Below are 26746 nucleotides of genomic sequence, written 5' to 3'. Positions count from 1 at the left end.
CAGGCAATTGCCCTTGTCAGATCCTGTTAAGAATGATACTATGTTTTTATCTTGAAAACAAGTGTCCCTGATAGAGAAACACAGGAGGCGGAAATGGAAATTGCGGTATTAGGCTGGGGTGTTGTTGGCGGCGGCATGATCAAGCTGATTGATGAGGCGAAGACGCCCCTTTTAAAGCAGCTGCATGTGAAGCGCGTTTTGATTCACCGGCCAGAAAAAGCGGTAGATGACCGCTGCACGACTGATATTAATGAAATTTTAAATGACCCTGAAATTTCAATTGTCTGTGAGTGCATTGGGGGGCTGGAACCTGCTCATGAATATGCCAAAAAGGCTCTGGAAAAGGGCAAGCATGTGGTAACGGCCAATAAGAAGATGCTAGCGACTTTTGCCAGTGAACTGTTTGACCTGGCCAGGCAAAAAGACCTGACCATTGGCTATGAAGCCTGCGTGGGCGGGGGCATCCCTTGGATTGCCAATTTAGAGCGGATCAAGCGCCTTGAGCCAGTAGAAGCCTTCCAAGGCATCTTGAACGGCACCAGCAACTACATCTTGTCCCAAATGGAGCAAAAGGGTGCCGGCTTTGCTGAATGCCTGAAAAAGGCGCAAGAACTCGGCTATGCCGAAAGCGACCCAAGCGATGACATTGACGGCCATGACGTCTGCTACAAGGTAGTCTTGTCAGCCTTGACTGCCTTTGACCAGGCGGTTGACCCAAAAGAGGTGCCAACTTTTGGCATCCGCCACTTGACCAAGGAGGATTTTGCCTTTGCCAAAGGGCAGGGCCGGACGATCAAGTTAATCGGTCAAGGCAGAAAAACAGCTGAGGGCGTCAGTCTCCAAGTTCTGCCAGTCATGGTCAAAGCAGACAGCCTGCTGGGCAGCGTCAGCTTAAATTTCAATGCGGGCAAGACCTGGTCTAAGAGCCTTGGTCCAGCAGCCTTTGTTGGGCAAGGCGCGGGTTCTTTCCCAACGGCTCATGCGGCTGTGCAGGATTTGCTTGATATCTTAGAGGCTAATTCGCCAGTTGCGGCCTTTGAGCCAGCAGAAAATCAAGCAGGAGATAAGCAGACTTTTTACGTTCGCAGTCAGAAAATTTCGGTTTTTGCTAGTGTTACACAGGAAAAAGTCAGCGACGATGCGATTGTTACCAAGCCTTTAACGATTGACGAGATTGGTCAATTGCTTAAGGCAGCAAAAGATGAGGACCTTTTCTTAGCAGGGATTGAAGATGATTAAAGTTGTAAAATTTGGCGGCTCTTCAGTTGCCAACAGTGAACAGTTTCAAAAAGTCAAAAAGATCGTGACCAGCGACCCCAGCCGCAAGTTTGTCGTCACCAGTGCCTGCGGCAAGAGCGGCAAAGACGACCACAAGGTGACAGACCTGCTCTACTTGTGCGCGGCTCACATCAATTACGGGGTATCATACGAGTCAATTTTTGCCTTGATTAATGAAAAATATACGGAAATCAAGGACAGTCTGGGCCTGTCCATTGATCTCGCCAGTGAATTTGCCCAAATCAAGCGCAATATTGACCAAGACCTCAACGTCGACTACCTGGTTTCGCGGGGCGAATATTTGACTGCCCTGTGCCTAGCTGAATACCTTGGCGCTGACTTCGTCGACGCCAGCCAGGTGATCCGCTTTAACTATGATGGCACAATCAACCTGGACAAGACCCGCGAGCTTTTAACCGCCAAGGTGACGCCGGGGCGCTTGACGGTGATTCCTGGCTTTTACGGGGCCCTGCCAAATGGCGTGATCAAGGTCATGAGCCGGGGCGGGTCCGACATTACCGGGTCGGTGGTTGCCAACGCCTTTGACGCCGACGTCTATGAAAACTGGACCGATATCTCTGGCTTTTACGTAGCGGATCCCCGCTTGGTGAAAAATCCCGTCCAAATTCCCCGCATTACCTACAGTGAGCTCCGGCAGATGAGCTACATGGGGGCCAATGTCTTACACGACGATGCGGTTTTCCCGGTTAGGGAAAAGAACATCCCCATTAATGTGAGAAACACCAACCACCCGGAGAAACCGGGCACGATGATCATGAATGACTGCAGCGACTTAGACCAAGAAGACCCGCCGCACATCATTACCGGGATCACGGGCAAGCGGGACTTTACGGTGATCACCTTGGTTCAGTCACATGCCTCTGCTGAGGCCGGCTTTTTAAGAAAGGCCCTGTCCATTTTTGAAAAATACCAGGTGTCAATTGAAAGCGTGCCGGTGACCGTTGATACTTTTTCTATCGTGGTTCAAAGCAAGACCATTGAGAAAAAGCTCTACGAGATCATTTCTGAGCTGAAAAAAGAGCTCCACTTTGACGACGTGCAAGTCGAAAGCCACTTAGCCATGCTGGCGGTGGTCGGCCGGGCCATGCGGCGGGTGCCGGGGATGTCCGGCAAGCTCTTGTCGGTTCTAGGTGACCAGCAGATCAACATCCGGACCCTTAGCCAGGCCTGCGACGAGCAAAGCATCGTGATTGGGGTCGAAAACAAGGACTTTGGCAAGGCGATTCAAGCCATTTATCAACAATTTATTAGTGAAGAAAATAGAAAGCGTTAATTAATCGAAATGAAGATTGGTATTTTAGGTGCAACTGGTGCCGTTGGCCGGCAAATGCTGGAATGTATTGCAGAAAGACAGATTCCTGCTGATGAAATTAGAGTTTTTGCTTCAAAGCGCTCTGAAGGCAAGAAGATTCCTTTTAAAGACCAAGAATTGACGGTAGAAGTGGTCAGCCAAGAGCGCTTGAACGGCTTAGACTTTGTCCTGGGTGCCGTTTCTAACAGCCTGTCTAAGACCTACCGGCCAATGGTGGAAAAAAGCGGTGCCGTTTACATCGACAACAGCTCAGCTTTCCGCCAAGAAGAAGGCGTGCCGCTGGTTGTGCCTGAAATCAACGGTGAAGATGCCTTGGCCCACCACGGTGTGATTGTCAACCCGAACTGCTCAACTGCCATTACCTTGATGGCCCTGGCCCCAATCGCCAAGCTGTCCAAGATCGTGGCCATTAATGCCTGCACCTACCAAGCCGTGTCCGGTGCCGGCATGAACGGGATCAAGGAACTGGAAGAAGAAGTTGACGCCTTGGCCAAGGGCGAGGCAGTCACTCCTAATGTTTTCCCAGCTCAGATTGCCTTTAACGTGATTGCGGATATCGGCAGCGAACTGGAAAATGGCTACACGACTGAAGAAATGAAGATGCAAAACGAGGGCCGTAAGATCCTGCACCTGCCAGACTTGAAGGTCACTTGTACCTGCGTTAGAGTGCCAGTTTACCGGTCCCACTCGATCAGTGCTACGGTGGTAACTGAAGACCACGTGAGCGTAGAGGACGCCAAGAAGGCAATCGCTGCCTTTGCAGGGGACCACTTGGTAGTGGACCATACGCCAATGCCGCTTGAAAATTCCGACCACGACTTTGTCCAAGTAGGCCGCATTCGCCAGGACCTGATCAACGAAAACGGCTTGACCCTCTGGTGCACCGGGGACCAAATCCGCAAGGGTGCTGCTACTAACGCTGTCCAGATCATGGAATACCTGCTGGATCACGCTGAGTAAGAAAAAATAGATAGAAAAAAGGATTGAAGGCTAACTTCAATCCTTTTTGATTTTTATTTGGCTTCGTAGTGGAAGCTTGGGTCTAGCTCGTTGTCCAGTTTTTGCCAAGCATCTTCTAGTTCTTGGTTATACTTGGCTTCTATTTCCGGCGTCAATTTGGTCTTGCGGTCGATGTAGATGGGGTCGCCGAAGTTGACTTCTAGACCCTTTCTCAAGAGGACACCCTTAAAGGTGATGGGGCCTTGGTAAACGACTGGCAAAAGGGGTCTGCCGGACATTCTGGCGATGACTAAAGAGCCGGACTTTAAGGAAGCTGAGTGTCTGGTTCCGGATGGAAACATGATTAAGGACAAGCCTTCTGACTTCAGCCCTTTGACTGGGATTTTGATTACAGATGGACCGGGGTGTTCCCGGTTAACTGGAAAAGCGTGGGCGTTATTTAAGATCCAGCGCAGGATCGGATTTTTAAAAAGTTCCTGCTTGGCCATAAACATGAATTCATCTGGGCTAGCCGCCAGGGCAAACAAGATTGGCTCCCACCAGGTCCGGTGCGGGGCGACCATGATGTAGGTGCCGTCCGGGATGCGGTCTTTATGGTGGACATGCAGGTGGCCATTTAAGACCCAGACGATGAAGCGGGCAATTGGCCGAAAAATACGATAAAGCATAAAGTGACCTCCGAATGTAGTAAAATTATTATATCACACTTGAAATCAGAGCTAAGAATATTGAAGGTACTAGCAGAAAATTAGAAGAAAGACGAGTGAATATGGTAGAACTGAAAGACGGAGAGCGAATTGACTACATGCTGGGGGACCAGCTGAAAATCATCCAAGATGAGCATTCTTTTGCTTTTTCTTTAGACACCCTGCTCATGGCTTATTGGGCTAAACAGGCGATCAAGGACCGCTCCAAAGTGGTCGAGCTCTGCAGCGGCAACGGAGCAGCTAGCCTATACATGGCTGCCTTTAACCGGGCCCACTATGATGACGTTGAATTGCAGCCAGAGATTGTCTCAAAGGCTGAGCGGTCAATTGAGCTGAACCATTTTGAAAACCGGATCAAGGTCTACCAGGGCAATGTCAAGGAAGCGGGTAAATTTTTAAAAAAAGACAGCTATGACGTCGTGGTTGTTAACCCGCCATACTTTAAGGCACCAGAAGGCCACCTGCTGAACCCTGACCGCTCTAAAGCCATTGCCCGCCATGAGCTGGAGATTAACTTAGAAGAGATCATCGAGGTTGCGTCAGGCCTGCTAAAAATGAAAGGGAAGATGTTCATGGTCCACCGGCCAGAGCGACTGGGAGAAATCATTGCCTACGGCATGAAGCATGATTTGCCAGTTAAAAGCGTCCAGCCCTTTGTGTCAAGACGAGGACAAGAGGCCAACTTGGTGATCGTTGAAGCAGTCAGAAGCGGTAAGGCCGACGGCCTAGTCTTGCACGACGCCATTGAAGTCCATGAAGCAAATGGCGAAAATACCCCACAAATTAGGGAAATCTTGGAAGCGCGGATCCCAAGTAAAGAGGAAAAGCACTACTTTTATGTCCTCCTTTGCGCTGATGGGACCTTTTACGGCGGCTACACTAACGATTTAAAGCACCGCCTGGAGATGCATAATTCCGGAAAAGGAGCTAAGTACACCAAGAGTAGACGCCCCGTCAAGATGATTTACCACGAGGAATTTGCCGACAAGAAGCTGGCCATGAAGCGGGAGTACTGGTTTAAGCACCACGACCGAGCCTGGAAGGAAAAGTTTTTAAAAGAGCACCAGGTGGACTTTTAGATAGTTAAAAATCTTATTGCATTTTTAACAAAAATTTGATAAGCTAAAAAAGCGTGCAATTCACGCTAGAAAAAACACATCAAGAGCGATCGGTCGTCAGGTGCCTTAACATCAGGTTGACGACTGAAATGAACGCTTGAGAGGAAATAACCTAGGAGGAATTTATTTATGTCAGTTGTATCTATGAAGCAATTGCTTGAAGCCGGCGTACACTTCGGCCACCAAACTAGAAGATGGGATCCTAAGATGAAGCCATACATCTTCACTCAAAGAAACGGGATCTACATCATCGACTTGCAAAAGACCATCAAGATGCTTGACGACGCCTACAACTACGTTAAGGCTGTTGCTCAAGACGACGGTGTTTTCTTGTTTGTTGGTACTAAGAAGCAAGCTCAAGAAGCAATCGCTGAAGAAGCTACTCGTGCAGGCCAATACTACGTTAACCAACGTTGGCTTGGTGGTACTTTGACTAACTGGACTACCATCCAAAGCCGGGTTAAGCGTTTGAAGGACCTCAAGAAGATGGCTGAAGACGGCACTTTTGATGTCTTGCCAAAGAAGGAAGTTGCCTTGCTCACTAAGGAAATGGACAAGCTGCAAAAGTTCTTGGGCGGTATCGAAGACATGCCTCGGATCCCAGACGTGATGTTCGTTGTTGACCCTAAGAAGGAAAAGATTGCCGTTCACGAAGCTAACAAGCTTGGCATTCCTGTTGTTGCCATGGTTGACACTAACACTGACCCAACTCCAATCGACGTTATCATCCCATCAAACGACGACGCTATCCGCGCTATCCGTTTGATCGCTGGTGCTATGGCTGATGCTGTTATCGAAGGCAAGCAAGGCGCTGACAACGAAGACGTTGAAAAGGAATTGTCTGAAAGTGCTGAAGAAGTTTCTAGCGAAGAAGTAGACGACGCTGAATAATTTGTCGTAAAATATCTTTGTAGAAAATAATTAATTTAGTGTGACCTGGAGGACATTTTATAATGGCTAACATTACTGCTAAGCAGGTTAAGGAATTACGTGAAACTACTGGCGCCGGTGTTATGGATGCCAAGAAGGCCCTTGTTGCCGCTGACGGTGACATGGAAAAGGCTATCCAAATCATCCACGAAAAGGGTATGGCTAAGGTAGCCAAGAAGGCTGACCGCGTTGCTGCGGAAGGTTTGACTGGTATCTACGTTGACGGCAACGTTGCTGCTGTTGTTGAAGTCAACTCAGAAACTGACTTCGTTGCTCAAAACGCTCAATTCCAAAGCTTGGTAAAGGAAGCTGCTGAAACTGTTGCCAAGGGCAAGCCAGCTACTAAGGAAGAAGCACTTGCTTTGACCACTCCATCTGGCGAAACTTTGGAAGCTGCTTTCGTTAACGCTACTGCAACTATCGGTGAAAAGATTTCATTCCGTCGTTTTGCTGTTCTTGAAAAGACCGACAGCCAACACTTTGGCGCTTACCAACACAACGGTGGCCGCATCGGTGTTGTAACTGTTTTGGACGGCGGCGATGAAACGATCGCTAAGCACATTGCCATGCACATTGCGGCAATGAAGCCTTCTGTTTTGTCATACAAGGAACTTGACCCAGCCCTCGTTCACGAAGAACTGGCTCAATTGAACCACAAGATCGACCAAGACAACGAATCACGTGCATTGGTTAACAAGCCAGCTTTGCCACACTTGAAGTATGGTTCAAAGGCGCAATTGACTGATGAAGTTATTGCCCAAGCTGAAGAAGACATCAAGGCAGAACTGAAGGCAGAAGGCAAGCCAGAAAAGATCTGGGACAAGATTATCCCAGGTAAGATGGCTCGTTTCATGCTTGACAACACTAAGGTTGACCAAGACAAGACTTTGCTTGCTCAAGTTTACATCATGGACGACAGCAAGACTGTTGAACAATACCTTGATTCAATCAACGCTTCAGTTGTAGAATTCGTTCGTTTCGAAGTCGGCGAAGGCATCGAAAAGAAGCAAGAAGACTTTGCTGCTGAAGTTGCTGCACAAATGAAGAACTAATTTCTTCTAGCTAGAAAAAGGATGGGAAATCCCATCCTTTTTTTGTGCGACTTTTTTCTTAGGCTAGCAAGAAAGATGACAATTTTTACTTAAGCACTTAAAATAAAGAAGACAGCGTCTGTATTTATGGTAAAATAGTTAGAGCAAATTAGGAGGGCATTATGAGTCAAGTAAAATATCATCGTATCATTTTGAAAATTTCTGGTGAAGCCTTAGCAGGTGATAAGGGCACTGGCATTGATCCAGTTGTGATCAAGAAGCTGTCCCAAGAAATCAAGCTGGTTCACGACATGGGCGTGCAAATCGGCGTTGTCTGCGGCGGCGGCAACATGTGGCGCGGGGAAACTGGCGCTAAGCTGGGCATGGAAAGAGCTCAAGCTGACTACATGGGGATGCTGGCAACGATCATGAACGGCCTGGCCTTGCAAGATGGCCTGGAAACTGCCGGCGTACCAACGAGATTGCAAACTTCAATCTCCATGCGGCAAGTTGCTGAACCATACATCAGACGCGTTGCCATCAGCCACTTGGAAAAGAACCGCGTTGTGATCTTCGGTGGTGGTACGGGTAACCCTTACTTCTCAACCGACACGACCGCTGCCTTGAGAGCTGCTGAAATCGGCGCTGACGTGATCTTGATGGCCAAAAACGGCGTTGACGGCGTCTACACGGCTGATCCAAACCTTGATCCAGAAGCCAAGAAGTTTGCCGAATTGACCCAACTGGACATGATCTCCAAGGGCCTGCAGGTAATGGACAGAACTGCCAGCTCCCTGTCAATGGACACCCACATTCCATTGATCGTCTTCAACATCAACACTCCAGGCAACATCAAGCGGGTTGTGGAAGGCGAAAACATCGGGACGATTATTAGAGGTGATAAATAATGAACAACGAAATTATTGAAAAAGCCAAGAGCAACATGGCCAAGTCAATTGACGTCTACCAAAGCAACTTGGCTACGGTGCGGGCCGGCGTTGCCAACGCTTCCTTGCTTGACCGCGTCATGGTTGAATACTACGGCGTGCCAACTCCTTTGACCCAAATGGCTGGGGTAACCATCCCAGAACCACGCGTTTTGATGATCACTCCTTATGACAAGAGCTCCCTGAACAACATCGAACACGCTATCTTGGCTTCAGACCTGGGCTTGACCCCAGCTAATGATGGTAACGTAATTCGCTTGGTAATTCCGCAATTGACCGGTGAACGCCGACAAGAAATTGCCAAGGAAGTCGGCAAGCTGGCTGAAGAAGCCAAGATTGCGGTCCGCAACGTTCGCCAAGAAGCCATGAAGGCCTTGAAGAAGTCTGAAAAAGACGGCGACTTGACTGAAGACGAAGAAAGACGCTTGGAAAAGGACGTGCAAAAGGTTACTGACGACGCCACTAAGAAGATCGATCAAATGGCAGACAATAAGCGCAAGGAAATTACGCAAGGTTAACCGATGAGCGAAGTAAAAGAATTAAACCATCTGGCCATCATCATGGATGGCAATGGCCGCTGGGCCAAGAAGCGGCATATGCCCCGCTTTATGGGCCACAAGGCCGGGATGGACAATGTCGAAAAAATTGCTTTAGCAGCTGATGAGTTGGGAATTAAAGTCCTGACTCTTTATGCTTTTTCAACCGAAAACTGGGCCCGGCCCAAAGACGAGGTTAACTACCTGATGAACCTGCCAGTCAAGTTCTTTGACAAGTTCATGCCACGTCTGCAGGCGCACAATGTCAAGGTCAACATCATGGGCTACCTGGATGAATTGCCAGAATCAACTAGAAATGTGGTTGAGCGGGCCATGAAGGAAACGGCCAATAACACCGGCCTCATCTTAAACTTTGCCTTCAACTATGGCTCAAGAAAAGAGATTGTTTCAGCGGTTAAGAAGATTGCAGAAAAAACTGCTGCTGGTGAGCTTGACCCAAGTGCCATTGACGAAGACCTGGTCAGTGAGAACCTGATGACGGCCCAGTTTGCTCCATATAGCGATCCTGACCTCCTCATTCGGACCTCTGGCGAGCAGCGGATCAGCAACTTCTTGCTCTGGCAATTGGCTTATTCAGAACTGGCCTTTACCGACAAGGCTTGGCCAGATTTCGATGAAAAAGATTTAGCAGATATGGTAAAGATTTACCAAGGCCGCCACCGCCGCTTTGGCAAATTAGATGAAACAGATAGTTAGGTTTTATGAAACAAAGAGTTATTACGGCAATTATTGCTTTATTGATTTTTATTCCGGTCCTCTTGGCAGGCGGTATGTGGATTGACTGGTTGGCTGTGATTCTGGCAGCGATCGGGATCAGCGAAGTCTTTTTGATGAAAAAGCAAATCCTGGTATCGGTCGACTTCACCTTAGCCTGCTTGGCCACCTTGACCTGGACGGTGCCAAGTGCCTTCTTTAGCTTCTTGCCTCCGCACTGGAGCAAGTGGGGCATCTTCTACGCCTTGGTCATGCTCTTATTGACCTGGACCGTCTTGTCCAAGAACAAGACCACTTTTGACGACATTGGCGTTTATGTCTTATCCAGCCTGTACATCGGGACGGGCTTTCACTACTTAGCAGCCCTGCGTAATAGCGGGACTTATGGCTTGTGGCGGATCCTCTTTGCCTTTGTCATCGTCTGGACGACGGACACGGCCGCGTACATGGTCGGCCGCAAGCTGGGCAAGCACAAGCTTTGGCCAGTGATCAGCCCTAACAAGACTTGGGAAGGTTCCATCGGGGCCGTCATTATCGCGGTTATTGTTTCCGCTATTTATGTCAACTTCGTGCCAATGGGGGCCGACAAGACCACTTTGATCATTGCTTCCTTCTTCTTGTCCATCGTGGGCCAGATGGGGGACTTGGTCGAATCTGCCTACAAGCGTTTCTACGGCGTCAAGGACTCAGGCAAGATCTTGCCAGGGCACGGCGGGATCTTAGACCGCTTTGACAGTACGCTGTTTGTCTTGCCAATCGTGGCTTTAATCTTCGGGATTTAGGAGGACCTTGTGAAAAGTATTCTGGCTTTTATCATCATTTTTGGCTTGGTAGTCTTCGTCCATGAATTTGGACACTTCTTTGTGGCGAAAAAGGCCGGAATTTTGGTTCGGGAATTTTCGATTGGCATGGGGCCAAAACTGGTTCAGTGGCGGCGGACCCAAACCACTTACACTATTCGCTGGCTGCCCTTAGGCGGTTATGTCCGCTTAGCTGGTCGCGACGAGCAAAGTGAAATTGACCCAGGGACCGCCATTGTCGTCCAATTTGGGGACGGCGGCAAGGTTAACCGGATTGATGCTTCTGAAGCCGACCTGCCCATTGAAGGGACGCCGGTCAGAGTGATCAAGGCCGACTTGGTCGATGCTTTAACCATTACTGGCTATGAAAATGGCGACGAGGAAAAAGAGGTAACCTACCAGGTTGACCATGATGCCACGATCATTGACGATTCCGGCACGGAATTGCAAATTGCCCCTCGCGACACCCAGCTCCAAGAAGCCAAGCCTTGGAAGAAGATCGCAGTCAGCTTCGCTGGGCCTTTGATGAACGTGGTCTTGGGCTTTGTCGTCTTGTTCATCTACAGCTTTGCGGCTACTGGCCCCGCCACCACCACCATTGGTCAGGTAACGGCCAATTCGCCGGCTCAAACTGTCTTAAAGAAAAACGACCAGATCTTGGCCGTTAACGGGCAAAAAACTGCTACTTTTGAAGCGGTAAGCGAAGAAATCTCTGCCTCCAAGGGCAAGACCATCACTTTTAAGGTTAAGAGAAGTGGTGCGGTCAAGACCGTGAAGGTCAAGCCGAAATATTCTAAGACGACCAAGTCTTATATTGTGGGGATCGTGGCCAAGCCTGATAATTCCTTTGGGGCCAAGGCCAAGCGTGGCTGGCAGCTGAGCTGGCAGGTAACCGGGATGATCTTCCAGGCCCTGGGCAACCTCTTTAAGCACTTCAGCCTAAATAAATTGTCTGGCCCAGTTGGGATTTACTCTGAAACCTCTAAGGCCACCAGCATGGGGCTGACCTATATGCTGGCCTTTGTCGGGATGCTGTCGATCAACCTGGGGATTGTCAACTTGATTCCAATTCCGGGCCTAGACGGCGGCAAGCTTTTGCTGGAAATTATTGAACTAATCCTGGGACACCCAATCTCAGAAGAACATGAAACCCTTGTCGACTTAATCGGGGTGGTCTTCTTATTGCTCCTGATCATCGCGGTTACTGGCAACGATATTTATCGCTACTTTATCAAGTAATTCCTAAAAGAAGCATACAAACTAAATTAGGAGAAATTTTACTCATGCGTCAAACTATTTTTTTCATGCCAACTCTTAAGGAAACCCCAGCTGATGCGGTTGCTAAAAGCCACCAAGTCATGCTGCGCGGGGGCTACATCCGCCAGGTTACGGCCGGTGTTTATGCCTACTTGCCACTTGGCTACAAGGTCTTAAGAAAGACTGAAAAGATCATCGAAGAAGAAATGGCTAATGCCGGCGTTGTGGAAATGATCATGCCGCACATGCTGCCAGCCTCCATGTGGGAAGAATCAGGCCGTTTGCCTAAGTATGGTCCAGAAATGTTCCGCTTGAAGGACCGCCACGGCCGGGAAATGCTTTTGGGGCCAACTCACGAAGAAACCTTTACTGAAGTGGTTGCCAAGTCTATCAAGTCCTACAAGCAAATGCCGCTTCACCTTTACCAAATCCAAACCAAGTTTAGAGACGAAAACCGTCCTCGCTTTGGTTTGCTTCGTGGCCGGGAATTCGTGATGCTGGATGGCTACAGCTTTGCGGCTACCCGGGAACAATTGGACAAGCAGTTTGAAGATGAAAAGGCCGCATACCTGCGTATCTTCAAGCGGACTGGCGTTGAAGTGCGTCCAGTTATCGCCGACTCCGGCACTATGGGCGGGAAGAACTCTACTGAATTCCAAGCACCAGCTGCCGTTGGTGAAGACACCATTGCCACTAACGCTTCAGGCACTTACGCTGCCAACCTGGAAATGGCAGTCAGCGTTGATACCTTTAAGCAAGAGCCAGAAGACTTAAAGGCCATGGAAAAGGTTGCTACGCCAGACTGCGACAGCATCGAAAAATTGACTGCCTTCTTGAAGGTGCCAGCAACCAGAATCGTTAAGAGCATTCTTTACATTGTTGATGAAAAGAAGAAAGTTCTGGTTTTGATCCGGGCTGACAAGGAAATCAACGAAGTTAAGTTGACTCACCTTTTGGACTGCGACAGCCTCCGCATCGCTGAAAATGCTGAATTGGCTGAGTTGACTGGTGCTGAAAAGGGCGGCGTTGGTCCAGTTAATGCTGACTGGGCAGACGAAATCGTGGCTGATGAAACGGTTAAGGGCCTTTACAACGTGGTTGTGGGTGCCGGCGAAACCGACTACCAATTCGTCAACGCTAACCTTGACCGGGACTTCAAGGTTGACCAATTTGCTGATTTGCGCATTGCCAACGAAGGCGAACCAGACCCAGTTAACGGTGAACCACTGCAATTCACCACTTCCATTGAAGTTGGTCACATCTTCAAGCTTGGGACCTACTACACGGAAACCATGGGAGCCAACTTCTTGGACCAAAATGGCAAGACCCAGCCAGTCATCATGGGCTCATACGGGATTGGGGTTACTCGCCTTTTGTCAGCCGTTGTTGAACAACACGCCACTGAAAACGGCGTGGCTTGGCCAAAGGAAATCGCACCATTTGGCATCCACATCATTCAAATGAAGATGAAGGATGAAATCCAAACCAAGCTGGCTGAAGACCTGGAAGCCAAGTACGCTAAGTACGACGTCCTTTACGATGACCGTAACGAACGTCCAGGCGTCAAGTTCAACGATGCCGACTTGGTTGGGGCCCCAATCAGAATTACGGTTGGCCGCGACGCTGCCGATGGCGTAGTTGAAGTTAAGCGCCCAGGCGATGATAGTGCCCAGAAGGTCGCTATCACCGATTTGGACGATTACATTTCTAGCGTATTAGATTAGGATTGAAAACTCGTGACTGATAAAAACGAACTTTTACGTAAGCTTTTAAAGCAGGTGAACTTCCCCCTGAACGGGGAAGATGGGGCGCTTTTACAGGCAGGAGAGATTAAAAACGTGGATGTCTACAGTCAAGAACGTCGGTGGGATATCCACGTTTTTTTTGATACTCCCCTCCAATTTGTGACCTATAACGCCTTAAACACTGCGATTAAAAATGAATTTGCCGACTTTGTCGACGTTAGCCTCTATGTGGAAACGGCTGATGGCAGCCAGCAGCACCTTCCAGACTACTGGCATTTTGCTGTCGAAAATTCACAGTCTCTGGCCAGCCAACCGGCTGCTCAAGCCTTTTTGGCAGAGCAAACGCCGCGCCTGGACAGCCAGCGCTGGGTGATCCCGGTTAACGGCGAGCTGATGGACAAGATTCTGGAACAGCAGTTGCTTGATTCATTCTCTTTGGAACTAAGAAATTATGGCTTTTTCAATGTCAAATTGCTGACAGAAGTGTCCAGCCAGGGCAGCCAAAACGACTTTGATAGTTTGGCCCAGTTGGTGGAAGCTCATGAAAAAAGCATGCAGCAGGCCTTCCAAAATGCTCCGGATAAGCCAAAACCCAAGCCCCAGTCCAAATACCCAGCCAGACGAGGCAAGCGGACCGCTTTTGGTCCAGGCGCCATCGCCGAAAATGCCGAAATTACTCAGCTGAAAGACTTGTCTGAAGACCAGCGCAGCGCGGTCGTTGAAGGTCACGTCTTCAAGGCTGAAATGCAGGAATTACGGTCAGGCTCCTTTATTTTTACCGGGGAAATGACCGACTATACTAGTTCCATCTCCTTTAAAAAGTTCGTCCGGGACTCAGATAAAGAAGAAATTGAATACCTGCAAGGGGTTAAGCCTGGTACCTGGATCAAGATGCAGGGCAGCCTAAAAGACGACCCATATGCCCACGACTTGGTCTTTAACATCTACAGCATGGAATTAACCAAGCACATTGGCCGGCAGGAGACTTATGAAGGCGAAGACAAGCACGTAGAGCTGCATGTCCACACTAACATGTCCCAGCTGGATGCAACCGCTGACGTCAAAGACATTATCCAAACCGCCAAGGCCTTTGGGCAAAAGGCAATCGGGATTACTGACCACGCTGACCTGCAGGCTTTGCCAAACGCCTTTGAAGCCGGCAAAAAGGCGGGAATCAAGGTCATCATGGGCCTTGAAGCCAACATGGTAGATGACCATGGCCTGCTTGTATTAAACCCTGCCTCCATGAAGTATGAAGACCAAGAATTCGTTATCTTCGACGTGGAGACGACTGGTCTGTCTTCTGTTTACGATACCATCATTGAAATTGGGGCCGTCAAGATGAAGAATGGGGAAGTGATTGAGCGCTTTGACAAATTCATCAACCCCCACCATCCGCTGTCAGAAGCCACCATCAACTTGACGTCGATTACCGATGACATGGTGCAGGCAGCCGATGACGAAGACGTGGTCATCAAGCAGTTTATGGACTTCTACGGGAATGACCCGCTTTGCGGCCACAATGTTCAATTTGACGTGGGCTTCGTCAATGCTGCTTTAAGAAGAAACAATTTGCCAGAAATCAGCCAGCCGGTTGTCGACACCCTGGAAGTGTCTAGACTTTTACACCCTGAGCAGTCCCGGCACACTCTGGATTCCCTTTGCCGCAAGTACAATGTGGTCTTGGAGCACCACCACCGGGCCAACCAGGATGCCGAGGCGACGGGGTACTTGATGTTTAAGCTGCTGGATGCCTTTAATGCCAAGTACGGCGAAGATGACCTGGGCAAGATGAACGACTACAGCAACGGCGAAGGCTACAAGCGGGCTCGGCCGACCCATACGACCATCTTGGCCTTGAACCAAAAGCCCGGCCTGCGTAACCTATATGAACTCGTTTCCCTGGCTGGGATCAAGTACAACTACAAGGGCCTAAGAACGCCAAAGTCTGAATTAAGACGCCTCCACGCTGGCCTTTTATATGGTTCTGCCTGCAGCCAGGGTGAGGTCTTCATCGCCATGATGCAAAAGGGCTATGAAGAAGCCAAAAAGAAGGCTGAATTCTATGACTTCTTAGAAATTCAGCCGCCATCTAACTATGAAGACTTGATCAATGACGGTTTGATCAAGGACGAAGCCCAGCTGGAAGAAATCTTGACCAATATCTATAAACTGGGCAAGGAACTAGGCAAGCCAGTGGTCGCAACCAGCGATAGCCACTACATCGAAAAACATGAGGCAGTTTACCGCGATGTCTTGTTGGCTGCCCAAAGGGCCAACCCAAATCGGAACAAAAAGCACCCAGATTTGCACTTTTACACCACCCAGGAAATGCTGGATGAATTTGCCTTTTTGGGCGAGGACGTCGCTAAAGAAATCGTCATCACCAATCCCAACAAGATTGCGGACATGGCTGAACAGGTGCAGCCAGTTCAAGACGAATCCTTCCCGCCAAAGATTCCGCATACGGCTGAGCAGGTGCGGCAATTGACCTATGACAAGGCTCACGAATTATACGGCGATCCCTTGCCAGAGAATATTGAAGCGCGCCTAAAGCGTGAACTTGATTCCATCATCGGTAACGGCTACGGGGTTGTTTACCTGATTTCCCAAAAGTTGGTAGCCAAGTCGGTCAAAGACGGCTACCTGGTTGGTTCCCGGGGCTCTGTTGGGTCTAGTCTTGTCGCCACCATGATGGGGATCACCGAGATCAACCCAATGCCGCCACACTACCGCTGTCCAAAGTGCAAGTACTCCAAGTTCTTTGAAAATGGGGAATATGCATCCGGCTTTGACCTGCCAGATGAAAAGTGTCCAAATTGCGGCACCATGATGGTCAAGGATGGGCAAAACATCCCATTTGAAACCTTCTTGGGCTTCCACGGCGACAAGGTGCCCGACATCGACTTGAACTTCTCGGGTGACTACCAGCCAGTCGCCCACAACTTCATCAGAGTTATGTTTGGTCCTAACCACTCCTTTAAGGCCGGTACCGTAGGTACTTTAGCCGATAAGAAGGCGATCGGCTATGCCAAGCACTACCAAGACGAGCACCCAGAGCTGAAGATGAACAACGCAGAAGTTGATCGCCTGGCGATCGGGGTTACCGGGGTAAAGGCCACGACGGGCCAGCACCCAGCCGGGATCGTCGTTTTGCCAGACGACAAGGACATCTATGAACTGACGCCTTTGCAGTACCCATCAGACGATACGACCAAGGAGTGGAAGACGACCCACTTTGACTTCCACCAGATTCACGACAACCTCTTGAAGTTCGACATCCTGGGTCACCAAGACCCAACCATGATCAGAATGTTACAGGACTTGTCCGGGATTGACCCGGTTACGGTGCCAACCGATGACCCGAAGGTCATGTCGCTTTTCTCTAGCCCAGAAGCCTTAGGCGTGACGCCAGAGCAGATCAATTCTAAGACTGGGACCTTGGGCTTGCCTGAATTTGGGACGCCCTTTGTTAGAGGGATGCTGGAAGAGACCCACCCGTCAACTTTTGCCGAACTCTTGCAGATTTCAGGTTTGTCACACGGGACCGACGTCTGGCTGGGCAATGCTGAAGAACTGATCAACAACGGGACTTGTACCTTGAAAGAGGTAATCGGCTGCCGGGACAACATCATGACCGACTTGATCCACTGGGGCGTGCCTAACGAAGTCGCTTTTTGGACCATGGAAACCGTTCGTAAGGGGAAGGGAATTTCTGACGAGAATATGGCAGTCTTAAAGGAAAACAAGAATATTCCTGACTGGTATATTCCATCCTGCTTAAAGATCAAGTACATGTTCCCGAAGGCCCACGCGGCCGCCTACATCCTGATGGCCCTGCGGGTAGCCTGGTTCAAGGTCTACTATCCAGAAGTCTACTACGCAGCCTACTTCTCAGTTAGAGCAGACAAGGTTGACCTGGAAGCCATGAGCCATGGTAAAAATTCTGTGATGGCCCTGATTGGCCGGATTAAGGAAAAGGGCAATGCCGCTACCAAGCTGGAAAAGGACCTGCAAACCTACATGGAACTGGTCAATGAAGCGATCGAGCGCGGGATCAACTTCAAGATGGTCGACATCAATGAATCAGAAGCCACGACCTACAAGATCGTCGACGAGCACACCATCTTGGCGCCATTTAACGCCGTTGACGGTCTGGGTGACTCCGCTGCCAAGCAGATCGTCGCTGCCCGCAGTGAAGCACCATTTTTGTCCAAGGAAGACTTGCAGGTAAGAGGCAAGGTATCACAAAAGATCATGGACTTCTTTGAGGTCAACAATGTTCTTGAAGGGATGCCAGACCAAAACCAGCTGTCTTTATTCTAGACAACAAGTACTAACTCTTTACAAGTTGCGTAAAGTGTGATATATTTTCTTTAGTTCGAATAAGGTAAATTCGAGTGAGCAGGGATGCTCACTCTTTTTATTACGGAGGAAAATTTTGCCAAAAAACTTAGCGAAAATCCAGGAAGCAATCGAACCCGTGATCAGCGACCATGGCTGTGAACTGGTTGATTTGGAATATGTAAAAGAAAAGAGCCAAGACTACTTGCGCCTTTATGTCGACAAGCAGCCAGGCGGAATTGACATTGAAACGATTGCAGATCTGAGTGAGTTGGTTGGAGAAAAATTAGACTCATTAGTACCTGATCCCTTGCCAGACCCATACATTTTGGAACTTTCTTCACCTGGGCTTGAGCGGCCAATCAAGAAAGACGCCGACTGGGAAAAGGCCAAGGACCAATATATTCATGTTGGTCTTTACCAAAAGCTGGAAGGAGAAAAGGTCTTTGAAGGTTTTTTACGGGACATTGACGAGGAAAACCTTCAGCTTGAAATCAAGATCAAGACGAGACGCAAGCTCATTACTATTCCCCGTAAGCAAGTAGCTAACGCGCGTTTTGCAATCGAATTTTAGAAAGAGTGACCCAAAACTTATGTCAAAAGAAATGCTAGAAGCCTTTGATGTCTTAGAAAAGACCAAGGGCATCAAACAAGAAGTTATCGTTGAAGCCATGAAGGCGGCCTTAGCTGCGGCTTACAAGAAGAACTACGGCCAAGCCGAAAACGTGGAAATCGACTTCAATGAAAAGAAGGGCGACTTCAAGGTAATGGCTATCAAGACGGTCGTTGACGAAGTGCAAGACGAACGCGTCGAAGTCAGCTTGAAGGACGCCTTGGCCATCAACCGGGCTTACGAAGTTGGCGACACCATCAAGTTTGAAGTAACGCCAAAGAACTTTGGTAGAACTGCTGCGGCAACTGCCAAGCAAGTCGTTATGCAAAGACTGCGCGAAGCTGAAAATGCCCACATTGTCAACGAATACTCCCAATACGAAGATGAACTAGTAACGGGTACTGTTGAAAGAACCGACAACCGCTTTGTCTACGTCATGATTGGCAACGTTGAAGCTGTGATGGACATCAAGCACGACACCATCCTTGGCGAACACTACAACCCACAAGACAAGGTACGCGTTTTGGTAACCAAGGTTGGGGCTGACGGCAAGGGTGCTCAAATCCGAGTTTCTCGGACGGCTCCAGACGTTGTTAAGCGACTTTTTGAACAAGAAGTTCCTGAAATCTTCGACGGTACGGTAGAAATCATGTCTATCGCCCGCGAAGCCGGCGAAAGAACTAAGATCGCTGTTAAGTCTAACGATCCTAACATTGATCCTGTTGGGACCTGCGTTGGCCCAAGAGGGACCCGTGTCCAAAACGTGGTTAACGAATTAGGCGGGGAAAACATCGACATCGTCCAATACGAAGACGATCCATCTGACTACATCGCTAACGCCTTGAACCCAGCTGAAGTCATCGCCGTTCAATTTGAAGACGATGAAGACGAAAAGAAGGCCTTTGTCATCGTGCCTGACTACCAATTGTCCTTGGCCATCGGCAAGAAGGGGCAAAACGTTCGTCTGGCAGCCCGCCTTACTGGCTACAAGATCGACATCCGTCCAGAATCAGAAGTTGAATTCGTTGACGAAAGCGACGTTGAAGACGAAGATGCAGAAGCAGAAGGCGCAGTAGAAACTGCAGACGTAGAAACTGCTGAAGACAATGATTCTCAAGTACAAGCAGATGCAGAAGACCTCGGCACTGAAGCAGCTGAAGATGCTGACGCCACTGATGATGAAGAAGAATAGGTGATTTTTTGAAAAAGAGAAAAATCCCAATGCGGAAGGACTTATTGACTGACACCATGCAGCCCAAGAAGGAATTGGTGCGGATCGTCGTCGATAAGGAAAAGAACGTTTCTGTTGATCCAACCGGCAAGAAGTCAGGCCGCGGGGCATATGTGTCCTTAGAGCCAGACAAGATCGCGGCTGCCCAAAAGTCCAAGGTCTTGGAAAGGAGCTTGGGGGTAAAGGTGTCAGATGACTTTTACCAAGAGCTCTTTGAATACGTGGATCACCAGAAGGCAAGAAAAGAATTATTTGGTGATAAAAAATAAATAACAATCGACAAAAAGCCTTGAATTTGCTGGGACTGGCTACGCGTGCCAGGAAGACTGTTTCTGGAACGGAGCTGGTTATCGGCGAAATCAAAAAAGGCAAGCTTAAATGTATCATTATTGCCAGCGATCTGGCAGAAAATAGCCATAAAGAGGTCTTAGCTGCCCTAAATGACCGGCCAATTCCCGTGGTTGACGCCTTTAGCGCGGATGAAATCTCACAAGCAGTAGGTAAAAGACGCAAGGTTTTAGCATTAACCGATCAAGGTTTTGCCAAGGCCCTGCTAGCAAAGATCAAAGAAGGAGTGTGATCTAATGACCAAGAAACAAGAAAACGAAACTTCAAAGGAATTGGGCATGGAAAGCAAGAAAAATAGCGGTAAGAGCGGCAAGCTGAAGATCTCAGTCAGCGCCATTCGCAAGGGCGAAAAGAAGACTGAAAACAAAAAGCCTGGCCAACGTCGTCGCCGCAACCACTCCGGCAATGATCAAGCTAGACGCCGGCGTCCTGCAGCTCAAGACCTGCTCAAAGACTTGAAGCAAAAGCAAAGAGCCGATGAAGTTCAGTTAAATGAACAAAGCCAAGCGGCTAAGAAGGAATACAGGAAGTCCTTGAATAAGCCGGCTGAAGAAGCTAAGCCAGAAGTGAAGAAGGCTGAAGTCAAGAAGGTCGAAACTGCTGAAGCACCTAAGGTGCGGGGGCCAAAGATCTTGAAGCCATCCCCAGCTCGCCTGAAGCAAGGGCAAGAAAAGAGCGAAGGCTCTAGAAACGAACGTTCAGACAGACGTCCTGCTTCAAGAAACAACTCCCGTCCAGCTGCTCGTCCTGACTTTGCCAGTGCTCCGCTTCCAGAAAACAAGGACCGCCGCCGCGGCAACACTGGCAAGCCTGGCCGTAAGGGGCAAAATGCTTTCCAAGACCGCGGCCGAAATGGTTCAAGCGACCGGAGCGAACGCCGCAAGCGCAAGAACAAGAAGCACCAAAATGCTCCTCAAGCTAAAAAGCCAGTTACCCAAAGAAAGGAACGTCCATTACCAGAAAGCTTCGAATACGAAGTAGGCATGAACGCTCAAGACTTGGGCAAGATCTTGCACAGAGAACCAGCTGAAATCGTGAAGAAGCTCTTCATGCTGGGGATCATGACCAACCAAAACCAATCTTTGGACAAGGATACGATCGAACTTTTGGCAGCTGACTACGGCATTGAAGCCGTTGAAAAGGTTCATGAAGACATTTCCGACATTGACAACATCTTTGCTCAAGAAATGGAAGCTTCTAAGAACTCAGATAACCAAGTGGTTCGACCACCAGTTGTTACCATCATGGGTCACGTTGACCACGGTAAGACGACCTTGCTTGACCGCCTGCGTCACACCCGGGTATCTGAACACGAAGCCGGTGGGATCACCCAGAACATCGGGGCCTACCAAGTTCGGATCAACGACCGTTTGATTACCTTCTTGGACACTCCAGGTCACGCGGCCTTCTCCAGCATGCGGGCCCGCGGTGCTGAAATCACTGACATTGTTGTTTTGATCGTTGCCGCAGACGACGGGGTAATGCCTCAGACCATTGAAGCCATCGACCACGCCAAGAGTGCGGGCGTGCCAATCATCGTGGCCATCAACAAGATGGACCGCCCAGGCGCTAACCCTGCCCACGTTACTGAACAATTGATGCAGTACGAACTGATTCCAGAAGCTTACGGCGGCTCTACCATCTTCGTCAACATTTCAGCCAAGACTGGCATGGGAATTGACGAGCTTTTGGAAAACATCATCCTGGAAGCCGACATGCTGGAATTGAAGGCTGACCCTAAGCAAAAGGCCATTGGTACGGTGGTTGAAGCCCGTCTGTCAAGAGGCAAGGGCCCTGTTGCCGACGTCTTGATCCAACAAGGTACTTTAAGAGTCGGTGACCCAATCGTTGTCGGCGACACCTTCGGCCGCGTCCGGACCATGACCAATGACAAGGGTCACCAGGTTAAGAAGGCTACGCCAGCCATGCCAGTAGAAATTACTGGTTTGAACGACGTGCCAGAATCAGCCGACAAGTTGGTTGTCTTTGATGATGAAAAGACGGCCCGTGCCGTTGGTGAAGCCCGTGCACAGCAATCTCTGCAAAAGCAGCGTGAAAACACTCAGCACGTGACCCTGGACAACCTCTTTGACACTATGAAGCGGGAAAGCATGAAGAGCGTCAACATCGTCTTGAAAGCTGACGTTCAAGGTTCTGCTGAAGCCCTGGGCCAATCCTTGCAAAAGATTGACGTTGAAGGCGTCCGGGTTAACATTATTCACTCCGGCGTTGGTGCCATCAACGAAAGTGACGTAACCTTGGCTAGTGCTTCAAACGCCGTTATCATCGGTTTCAACGTTCGGCCAACCGCTACCGCTAAGAGCCAGGCTGCCGGTGAAAGCGTAGATATCCGCCTTTACAGCATCATCTACAAGGCGATCGACGACGTGAAGGCCGCAATGCAAGGTCTGCTTGAACCAACTTACGAAGAAAAGGTTATCGGTAACTTGACTGTTCGGGAAACTTGGAAGGTTTCCAAGATCGGGACCATTGCTGGTGCCTTTGTGGATAACGGCTACGTAACCAAGGAATCCGGTATCCGGGTTATCCGCGACGGCGTTGTTAAGTACGATGGCAAGATTGCCTCACTGCGCCGCTTCAAGGATGACGTCAAGGAAGTTAAGGCTGGCTTTGACTGTGGTTTGACCATTGAAAACTACAACGACATCAAGGAAGGCGACGAATTAGAAGCCTACGAAATGCAAGAAGTAAAGCCAAGCTAAGGGAGGCTTAAATGAAGCATAGAAAAGGACGAGTTGAAGGCGAAATCCTGCGCGAATTGACCAAGATTATTCGCAAGAATATCCGCGATCCTCGCGTTAGCGATGTCACCTTTACTGCAGTGGAATGCAGCAATGATTTTTCATATGCTACTGTTTACTACAGCTTGCTGACTGAAGACGAAGACAAGCAAAAAGAAGCTGAAGCCGGTTTGGAAAAGGCTAAGGGAACCATGCGGCACTTGCTCGGGCAAAGCCTGACCATGTACAAGGTTCCAGAACTGATTTTCAAGCGCGACCAATCCGTAATTTACGGTAGCAAGATCGATCGTTTGCTGGCAGACCTCAAAAAGCAAGAACAAGATCGACAAAATTAGGGAAAAGCGCCTTAGGGCGCTTTTTTGATTGAAAAAAGAGAGTAAAGCAATGATTAACGGAATTATCGTAATTGACAAGGCTGCCGGCATGACCAGTGGGGACGTGGTCTACCACTTGCGAAAGCTCCTCCACCAAAGAAAGATTGGCCATGCCGGGACGCTTGACCCCGAAGTAACCGGCGTTTTGCCGGTGGCTGTCGGCCAGGCCACCAAATTGATCGACCTCATGCATGAGCGGCCAAAAGCCTACCAGGGCAGCGGCATGTTTGGCCTAGCTACGGATTCATATGACTTAGAAGGGAAGACTACTGCTGAAGCAAAGTTAGCTAAGCCTTTTAGCCAAGAAGAAATCCAAGAAGGGATGAATTCATTTTTAGGCGAAATTACCCAGGTGCCGCCAATTTATTCTGCGGTCAAGGTCAACGGCAAACGGCTCTACGAATACGCTAGAGAAGGCATTGAAGTAAAGCGTCCTGAGCGTCAGGTAACCATCAGCAAGTATGAACTAGTTGGCGAGCCGACTTTTGATCAAGCTGCCGGCCGGGAAAACTTTGACTACGAAATTACCTGTTCTAAAGGTACCTATGTGAGAAGCCTGGTCAATGACCTGGGCGAAAAATTGGGCGTTCCTGCCGTGATGACCAAATTGCGGCGGACTGCCAGTTCCGGCTTTGACTTAAGTCAAGCAGTAACGCTAGAAGAATTGGCCGACCACTTAGACCAGCTGGACCAGTATGTGCAGCCAATCGATGCCTTTTTTCAAGACTATCCAAGCTACGATATAAATGATAGCGAATGGAAGCAGATACAAAATGGTGCCTGGATTTCCCTCCCAATTAATGCATCCAAGGTCGCTTTGCGGTACAATAAAAAGGTTAAAGCGATTTATCGGGCAAAAGGCAAGAAATTTTGCCCAGATTTGATGCTATTAAGTAATGAGTAATTGAGGGATCTAGTTTGAAAGTGATAAATACTAGCTACCCAATCAAGGAGCCCTTGACCAAGAGCAAAGTCGTCTTGGCCCTCGGCTTTTTTGACGGGGTACACATAGGACACCAAAAGCTGATTAAAGAGGCCAAGGCCATCGCAGATGAGAAGGATCTGCCCTTGATGGTCATGACCTTTGACCGCCATCCCAAGGAAGTCTATGCCGGAGTAAAAAACTTCGACTATTTGACTTCACCCAGTGAGAAGGCTTATGAGATGGCCAAGATCGGCGTCGATTATCTGGTAATGATCAAGTTTACCAAGGAATTCAGCAAGTTGCCGCCGCAGGTCTTTGTTGACGACATCATCGTCAAGCTGCGGGCGGACACGGTCGTTGCCGGCTTTGACTACAGTTATGGCCCAAAGGACGTTGCCAACATGGAAAATTTGCCTAAATTTGCCAAGGGCCGCTTTGAGATCAAGGTGATTCCCAAGCAGATTTTTGAAGGCAAAAAGATCGGCTCAACCGAAATCAGAATGGCCATTAAAGATGGCAATTTGCTGCTTGCTGAAGAGCTCTTGGGCCACCCATACGCCACCACCGGCAAGGTGGTTCACGGCTTTCGAAATGGCCACAAGCTCGGCTACCCCACGGCCAATTTGCAGCTGGAAGCGCCAAAGGTATTACCCAAGATTGGCGTTTATGCAACCATGACCCGGGTGGGTGACACCTGGTATGAATCCATGACCAGTGTTGGCTACAATGTCATGTTCAATGATGAAAAGCAGATTTTTATCGAATCCAATCTGTTTGACTTTGACCAAGACATCTATGGTCAAGAAATCACCATTGCTTGGTACAAGTACCTGCGCGACGAAATGAAGTTTGACGACCTAGATGGCCTAATTGACCAGCTCGCCAAGGATCGGAAAGCAACTGAAGCTTATTTTGATCAACAAGCTGAATAGAGTGCTAAAAGACGTTTTGCCTAGCAAGACGTCTTTTTTTCGAGGAAAATTAGCAAACGGCTTGATTAACTGCTAATTTCTTGTTACACTATACTTTGTTAGCACATAGAAGCAATGAGTGCTAAAAGTGAGGGCGATATTATGTTGACCGAACGTCAAGAACTAATCTTGAAAACCATTATTCAAGATTTTACCAACACGCATGAACCGGTTGGCTCTAAAACGGTGATGAATCAGCTCCCCATTAAGGTTTCCAGTGCCACCATCCGCAATGAGATGGCGGTTCTAGAAGATAAGGGCTTGATTGAAAAAACGCACTCGTCTAGTGGCCGGATTCCTTCTACTGAGGGCTACCGCTACTACTTAGACAACCTAGTTCAGCCGCTGCAACTGCCAGAAGAAATGTATCACGAGATCGGCTACCAGTTTGATCAGCCTTTTAACCAGGTTGATGAAATCGTTAAAGAAGCCGCTAAGATCTTGTCAGACTTAACTGACTATACAGCCTTTGCTGAAGGCCCGGAAGCTAAAGACGTGATGATCACTGGCTTTCGGATCGTGCCTCTGGCACCGCGCCAGGTGATGGCCATCTTGGTAACCAGTGATGGGGGAGTGAAAAACCAAGTCTACACCCTGCCAAGACACATTTCAGGTGAAGAAATTGAGCAAGCAGTGCGGCTGATTAACGACCAATTGGTTGGCCGCAACTTAAAAGACATCAACAAGGATACTTTTGCCCAGCTCTCCAGCAACAATGTGGTAGGCAAGAACCTGCCAGAATTCCTGGAGCTGCTGGAATCCGTCATTAAGGATGCAGCCAGCGAGCAAATGTATGTTGATGGCCAGCTGAATCTGCTCAACAATGCAGAAAACAGTGACTTACAAGAAATCAAATCGCTGTATGAATTGATCAACTCCAACCACCTGGCTGGGCAATTGATTGATTTAAGCGATAGCCAAAAGGAGAAATATCCAGTCCATGTCCGCCTGGGCTCAGAACTGCAAAATGACCTGTTGAAGGACTTTAGCCTGGTGACGGCTGAGTATAGCGTTGGCAACTATGGCCGGGGGACAATTGCCATTTTAGGCCCAAGAAACATGCCATATTCAGAAATGATCGGGCTGATGGAATATTTCCGCCAAGAACTAGCAAGAAAGCTGCTGGATTACTACGGCAGGTTTAAATAAGGAGGTTAGCCGTGAGCAAAGAAGAATTTCCAAGTGAAAAGGACTTGACTCAAGAAGAAAAAGACGACAAGCTAAAGAAGGCTGAAGCCAAGGATACTGAGGAGGCAGCTGACAAAGCTGCAGAACCCAAGGCTGAAAGCAAGGAAAGTTCAGAACTTGAATCGTTAAAAAAGCAAGTTGCTGATTTAACGGCCAAGAATAAGGAACTGGAAGACAAGTACTTCAGAAGCGAAGCCGAAATCCAAAACGCTCAGCGCCGCTACAGCAAAGAACGGGCCAACCTGGTCAAGTACGAATCTCAGCGCCTAGGCAAGGACATTTTGCCAAGCGTGGACAACCTGGAACGGGCCTTGCAAGTTAAGGCTGATGACGAAGTTTCTAGCCAGCTCAAGAAGGGGATTGAAATGACCCTGGAAGGCCTGGTTCGAGCTTTAAAGGATAACGGCATTGAAGAAATCAAGGCTGATGGCGAAAAGTTTGATCCGACATTGCATCAAGCAGTACAAAGCGTACCGGCTGAAAATGATGATCAAAAAGACCACGTCGTTCAGGTCCTGCAAAAGGGGTATGTTTACAAGGACCGGACCCTGCGGCCAGCCATGGTGGTTGTTGCGCAATAGCCGCTAAAATTTATTAGATTTTTAGATTATTA

The 26746-nt window shown here is 48.8% G+C and carries 24 protein-coding genes; 23 read left to right on the top strand and 1 reads right to left on the bottom strand.

All coding sequences use genetic code 11. From position 1 onward, the window contains the following. The first annotated feature begins 93 nt into the window (after positions 1 to 93). Genes FC20_RS00940 through FC20_RS00930 form a run of 3 tightly spaced genes read left to right on the top strand, consistent with a single transcriptional unit; the run spans position 94 to position 3571 of the window. Complete coding sequence (locus tag FC20_RS00940; RefSeq protein ID WP_008459867.1) at positions 94 to 1239, top strand: homoserine dehydrogenase; 1146 nt, start codon at positions 94 to 96, stop codon at positions 1237 to 1239. Further along, positions 1232 to 2572, top strand: a complete 1341-nt coding sequence (locus tag FC20_RS00935) for an aspartate kinase (RefSeq protein WP_008459868.1) — start codon at positions 1232 to 1234, stop codon at positions 2570 to 2572. Before FC20_RS00940 ends, FC20_RS00935 begins: the two co-directional genes overlap by 8 nt. A 9-nt stretch (positions 2573 to 2581) precedes the next feature. Next, the gene (locus FC20_RS00930) at positions 2582 to 3571 is read left to right on the top strand and encodes an aspartate-semialdehyde dehydrogenase (protein ID WP_008459869.1); all 990 of its coding nucleotides are present in this window, start codon (positions 2582 to 2584) and stop codon (positions 3569 to 3571) included. A 53-nt stretch (positions 3572 to 3624) separates the two neighbouring features. Here the strand turns inward: FC20_RS00930 and FC20_RS00925 are convergent, their stop codons facing one another. Further along, a complete protein-coding gene (locus FC20_RS00925; RefSeq protein ID WP_008459870.1) occupies positions 3625 to 4239 on the bottom strand; it encodes a lysophospholipid acyltransferase family protein in 615 nt (204 codons plus the stop codon). Positions 4240 to 4340: 101 nt separating this feature from the next. Between FC20_RS00925 and FC20_RS00920 the strand changes: the two genes are divergently transcribed. The 20 genes from FC20_RS00920 to grpE all read left to right on the top strand — a co-directional run bounded on the left by FC20_RS00920 (position 4341) and on the right by grpE (position 26714). Beyond that, complete coding sequence (locus tag FC20_RS00920; RefSeq protein WP_008459872.1) at positions 4341 to 5357, top strand: GIY-YIG nuclease family protein; 1017 nt, start codon at positions 4341 to 4343, stop codon at positions 5355 to 5357. Positions 5358 to 5525: 168 nt separating this feature from the next. Then, entirely contained in the window at positions 5526 to 6287 is a 762-nt protein-coding gene (rpsB, locus tag FC20_RS00915; protein WP_008459873.1) for a 30S ribosomal protein S2, read from the top strand. Between the two features lie 62 nt (positions 6288 to 6349). Next, positions 6350 to 7378, top strand: a complete 1029-nt coding sequence (tsf, locus tag FC20_RS00910) for a translation elongation factor Ts (protein ID WP_008459875.1) — start codon at positions 6350 to 6352, stop codon at positions 7376 to 7378. A gap of 161 nt (positions 7379 to 7539) precedes the next feature. Then, the gene (pyrH, locus tag FC20_RS00905; RefSeq protein ID WP_008459877.1) at positions 7540 to 8265 is read left to right on the top strand and encodes a UMP kinase; all 726 of its coding nucleotides are present in this window, start codon (positions 7540 to 7542) and stop codon (positions 8263 to 8265) included. Beyond that, positions 8265 to 8822, top strand: a complete 558-nt coding sequence (gene frr / locus FC20_RS00900) for a ribosome recycling factor (RefSeq protein WP_008459878.1) — start codon at positions 8265 to 8267, stop codon at positions 8820 to 8822. Before pyrH ends, frr begins: the two co-directional genes overlap by 1 nt. 3 nt (positions 8823 to 8825) lie before the next feature. Then, positions 8826 to 9557: an isoprenyl transferase gene (locus FC20_RS00895; RefSeq protein ID WP_008459880.1), complete on the top strand. Its 732-nt coding sequence runs from the start codon at positions 8826 to 8828 to the stop codon at positions 9555 to 9557. A 5-nt stretch (positions 9558 to 9562) separates the two neighbouring features. Then, complete coding sequence (locus tag FC20_RS00890; protein ID WP_008459881.1) at positions 9563 to 10357, top strand: phosphatidate cytidylyltransferase; 795 nt, start codon at positions 9563 to 9565, stop codon at positions 10355 to 10357. Positions 10358 to 10366: 9 nt separating this feature from the next. Continuing rightward, positions 10367 to 11614: an RIP metalloprotease RseP gene (rseP, locus tag FC20_RS00885; protein WP_056945276.1), complete on the top strand. Its 1248-nt coding sequence runs from the start codon at positions 10367 to 10369 to the stop codon at positions 11612 to 11614. A 44-nt stretch (positions 11615 to 11658) separates the two neighbouring features. After that, a complete protein-coding gene (locus FC20_RS00880) occupies positions 11659 to 13356 on the top strand; it encodes a proline--tRNA ligase (protein ID WP_008459889.1) in 1698 nt (565 codons plus the stop codon). A 12-nt stretch (positions 13357 to 13368) separates the two neighbouring features. After that, the gene (locus FC20_RS00875; RefSeq protein ID WP_008459891.1) at positions 13369 to 17703 is read left to right on the top strand and encodes a PolC-type DNA polymerase III; all 4335 of its coding nucleotides are present in this window, start codon (positions 13369 to 13371) and stop codon (positions 17701 to 17703) included. A 115-nt stretch (positions 17704 to 17818) separates the two neighbouring features. Beyond that, positions 17819 to 18295, top strand: coding sequence for a ribosome maturation factor RimP (gene rimP, locus FC20_RS00870; RefSeq protein WP_008459892.1), 477 nt, complete (start codon positions 17819 to 17821; stop codon positions 18293 to 18295). A gap of 19 nt (positions 18296 to 18314) precedes the next feature. Further along, positions 18315 to 19526: a transcription termination factor NusA gene (gene nusA, locus FC20_RS00865; protein WP_008459894.1), complete on the top strand. Its 1212-nt coding sequence runs from the start codon at positions 18315 to 18317 to the stop codon at positions 19524 to 19526. 8 nt (positions 19527 to 19534) lie between these two features. Beyond that, the gene (gene rnpM / locus FC20_RS00860; RefSeq protein ID WP_054667677.1) at positions 19535 to 19834 is read left to right on the top strand and encodes an RNase P modulator RnpM; all 300 of its coding nucleotides are present in this window, start codon (positions 19535 to 19537) and stop codon (positions 19832 to 19834) included. A gap of 26 nt (positions 19835 to 19860) precedes the next feature. Next, entirely contained in the window at positions 19861 to 20145 is a 285-nt protein-coding gene (locus FC20_RS00855; RefSeq protein ID WP_195837452.1) for a L7Ae/L30e/S12e/Gadd45 family ribosomal protein, read from the top strand. Positions 20146 to 20149: 4 nt separating this feature from the next. Then, complete coding sequence (gene infB, locus FC20_RS00850; RefSeq protein WP_008459900.1) at positions 20150 to 22636, top strand: translation initiation factor IF-2; 2487 nt, start codon at positions 20150 to 20152, stop codon at positions 22634 to 22636. An 11-nt stretch (positions 22637 to 22647) separates the two neighbouring features. Beyond that, positions 22648 to 23010, top strand: a complete 363-nt coding sequence (locus FC20_RS00845; protein WP_008459901.1) for a ribosome-binding factor A — start codon at positions 22648 to 22650, stop codon at positions 23008 to 23010. Between the two features lie 49 nt (positions 23011 to 23059). Then, on the top strand, positions 23060 to 23953 hold the full coding sequence (gene truB / locus FC20_RS00840; protein WP_008459902.1) for a tRNA pseudouridine(55) synthase TruB: 894 nt from the start codon (positions 23060 to 23062) through the stop codon (positions 23951 to 23953). Between the two features lie 14 nt (positions 23954 to 23967). Further along, the gene (ribF, locus tag FC20_RS00835; protein WP_039943122.1) at positions 23968 to 24906 is read left to right on the top strand and encodes a riboflavin biosynthesis protein RibF; all 939 of its coding nucleotides are present in this window, start codon (positions 23968 to 23970) and stop codon (positions 24904 to 24906) included. A 141-nt stretch (positions 24907 to 25047) separates the two neighbouring features. Further along, positions 25048 to 26094 (top strand): heat-inducible transcriptional repressor HrcA, encoded by a 1047-nt coding sequence (gene hrcA / locus FC20_RS00830; RefSeq protein WP_008459904.1) that lies wholly within the window; start codon positions 25048 to 25050, stop codon positions 26092 to 26094. An 11-nt stretch (positions 26095 to 26105) separates the two neighbouring features. Beyond that, positions 26106 to 26714, top strand: a complete 609-nt coding sequence (grpE, locus tag FC20_RS00825; RefSeq protein WP_008459905.1) for a nucleotide exchange factor GrpE — start codon at positions 26106 to 26108, stop codon at positions 26712 to 26714. The last annotated feature ends 32 nt before the right edge of the window (positions 26715 to 26746 follow it).

The organism is Lactobacillus equicursoris DSM 19284 = JCM 14600 = CIP 110162 (genome assembly GCF_001434815.1).
GTDB classification, from domain to species: domain Bacteria; phylum Bacillota; class Bacilli; order Lactobacillales; family Lactobacillaceae; genus Lactobacillus; species Lactobacillus equicursoris.
The sequence above is the reverse complement of the archived record's forward strand: the minus strand, read 5'-3'. Positions and strand labels throughout refer to the sequence as shown.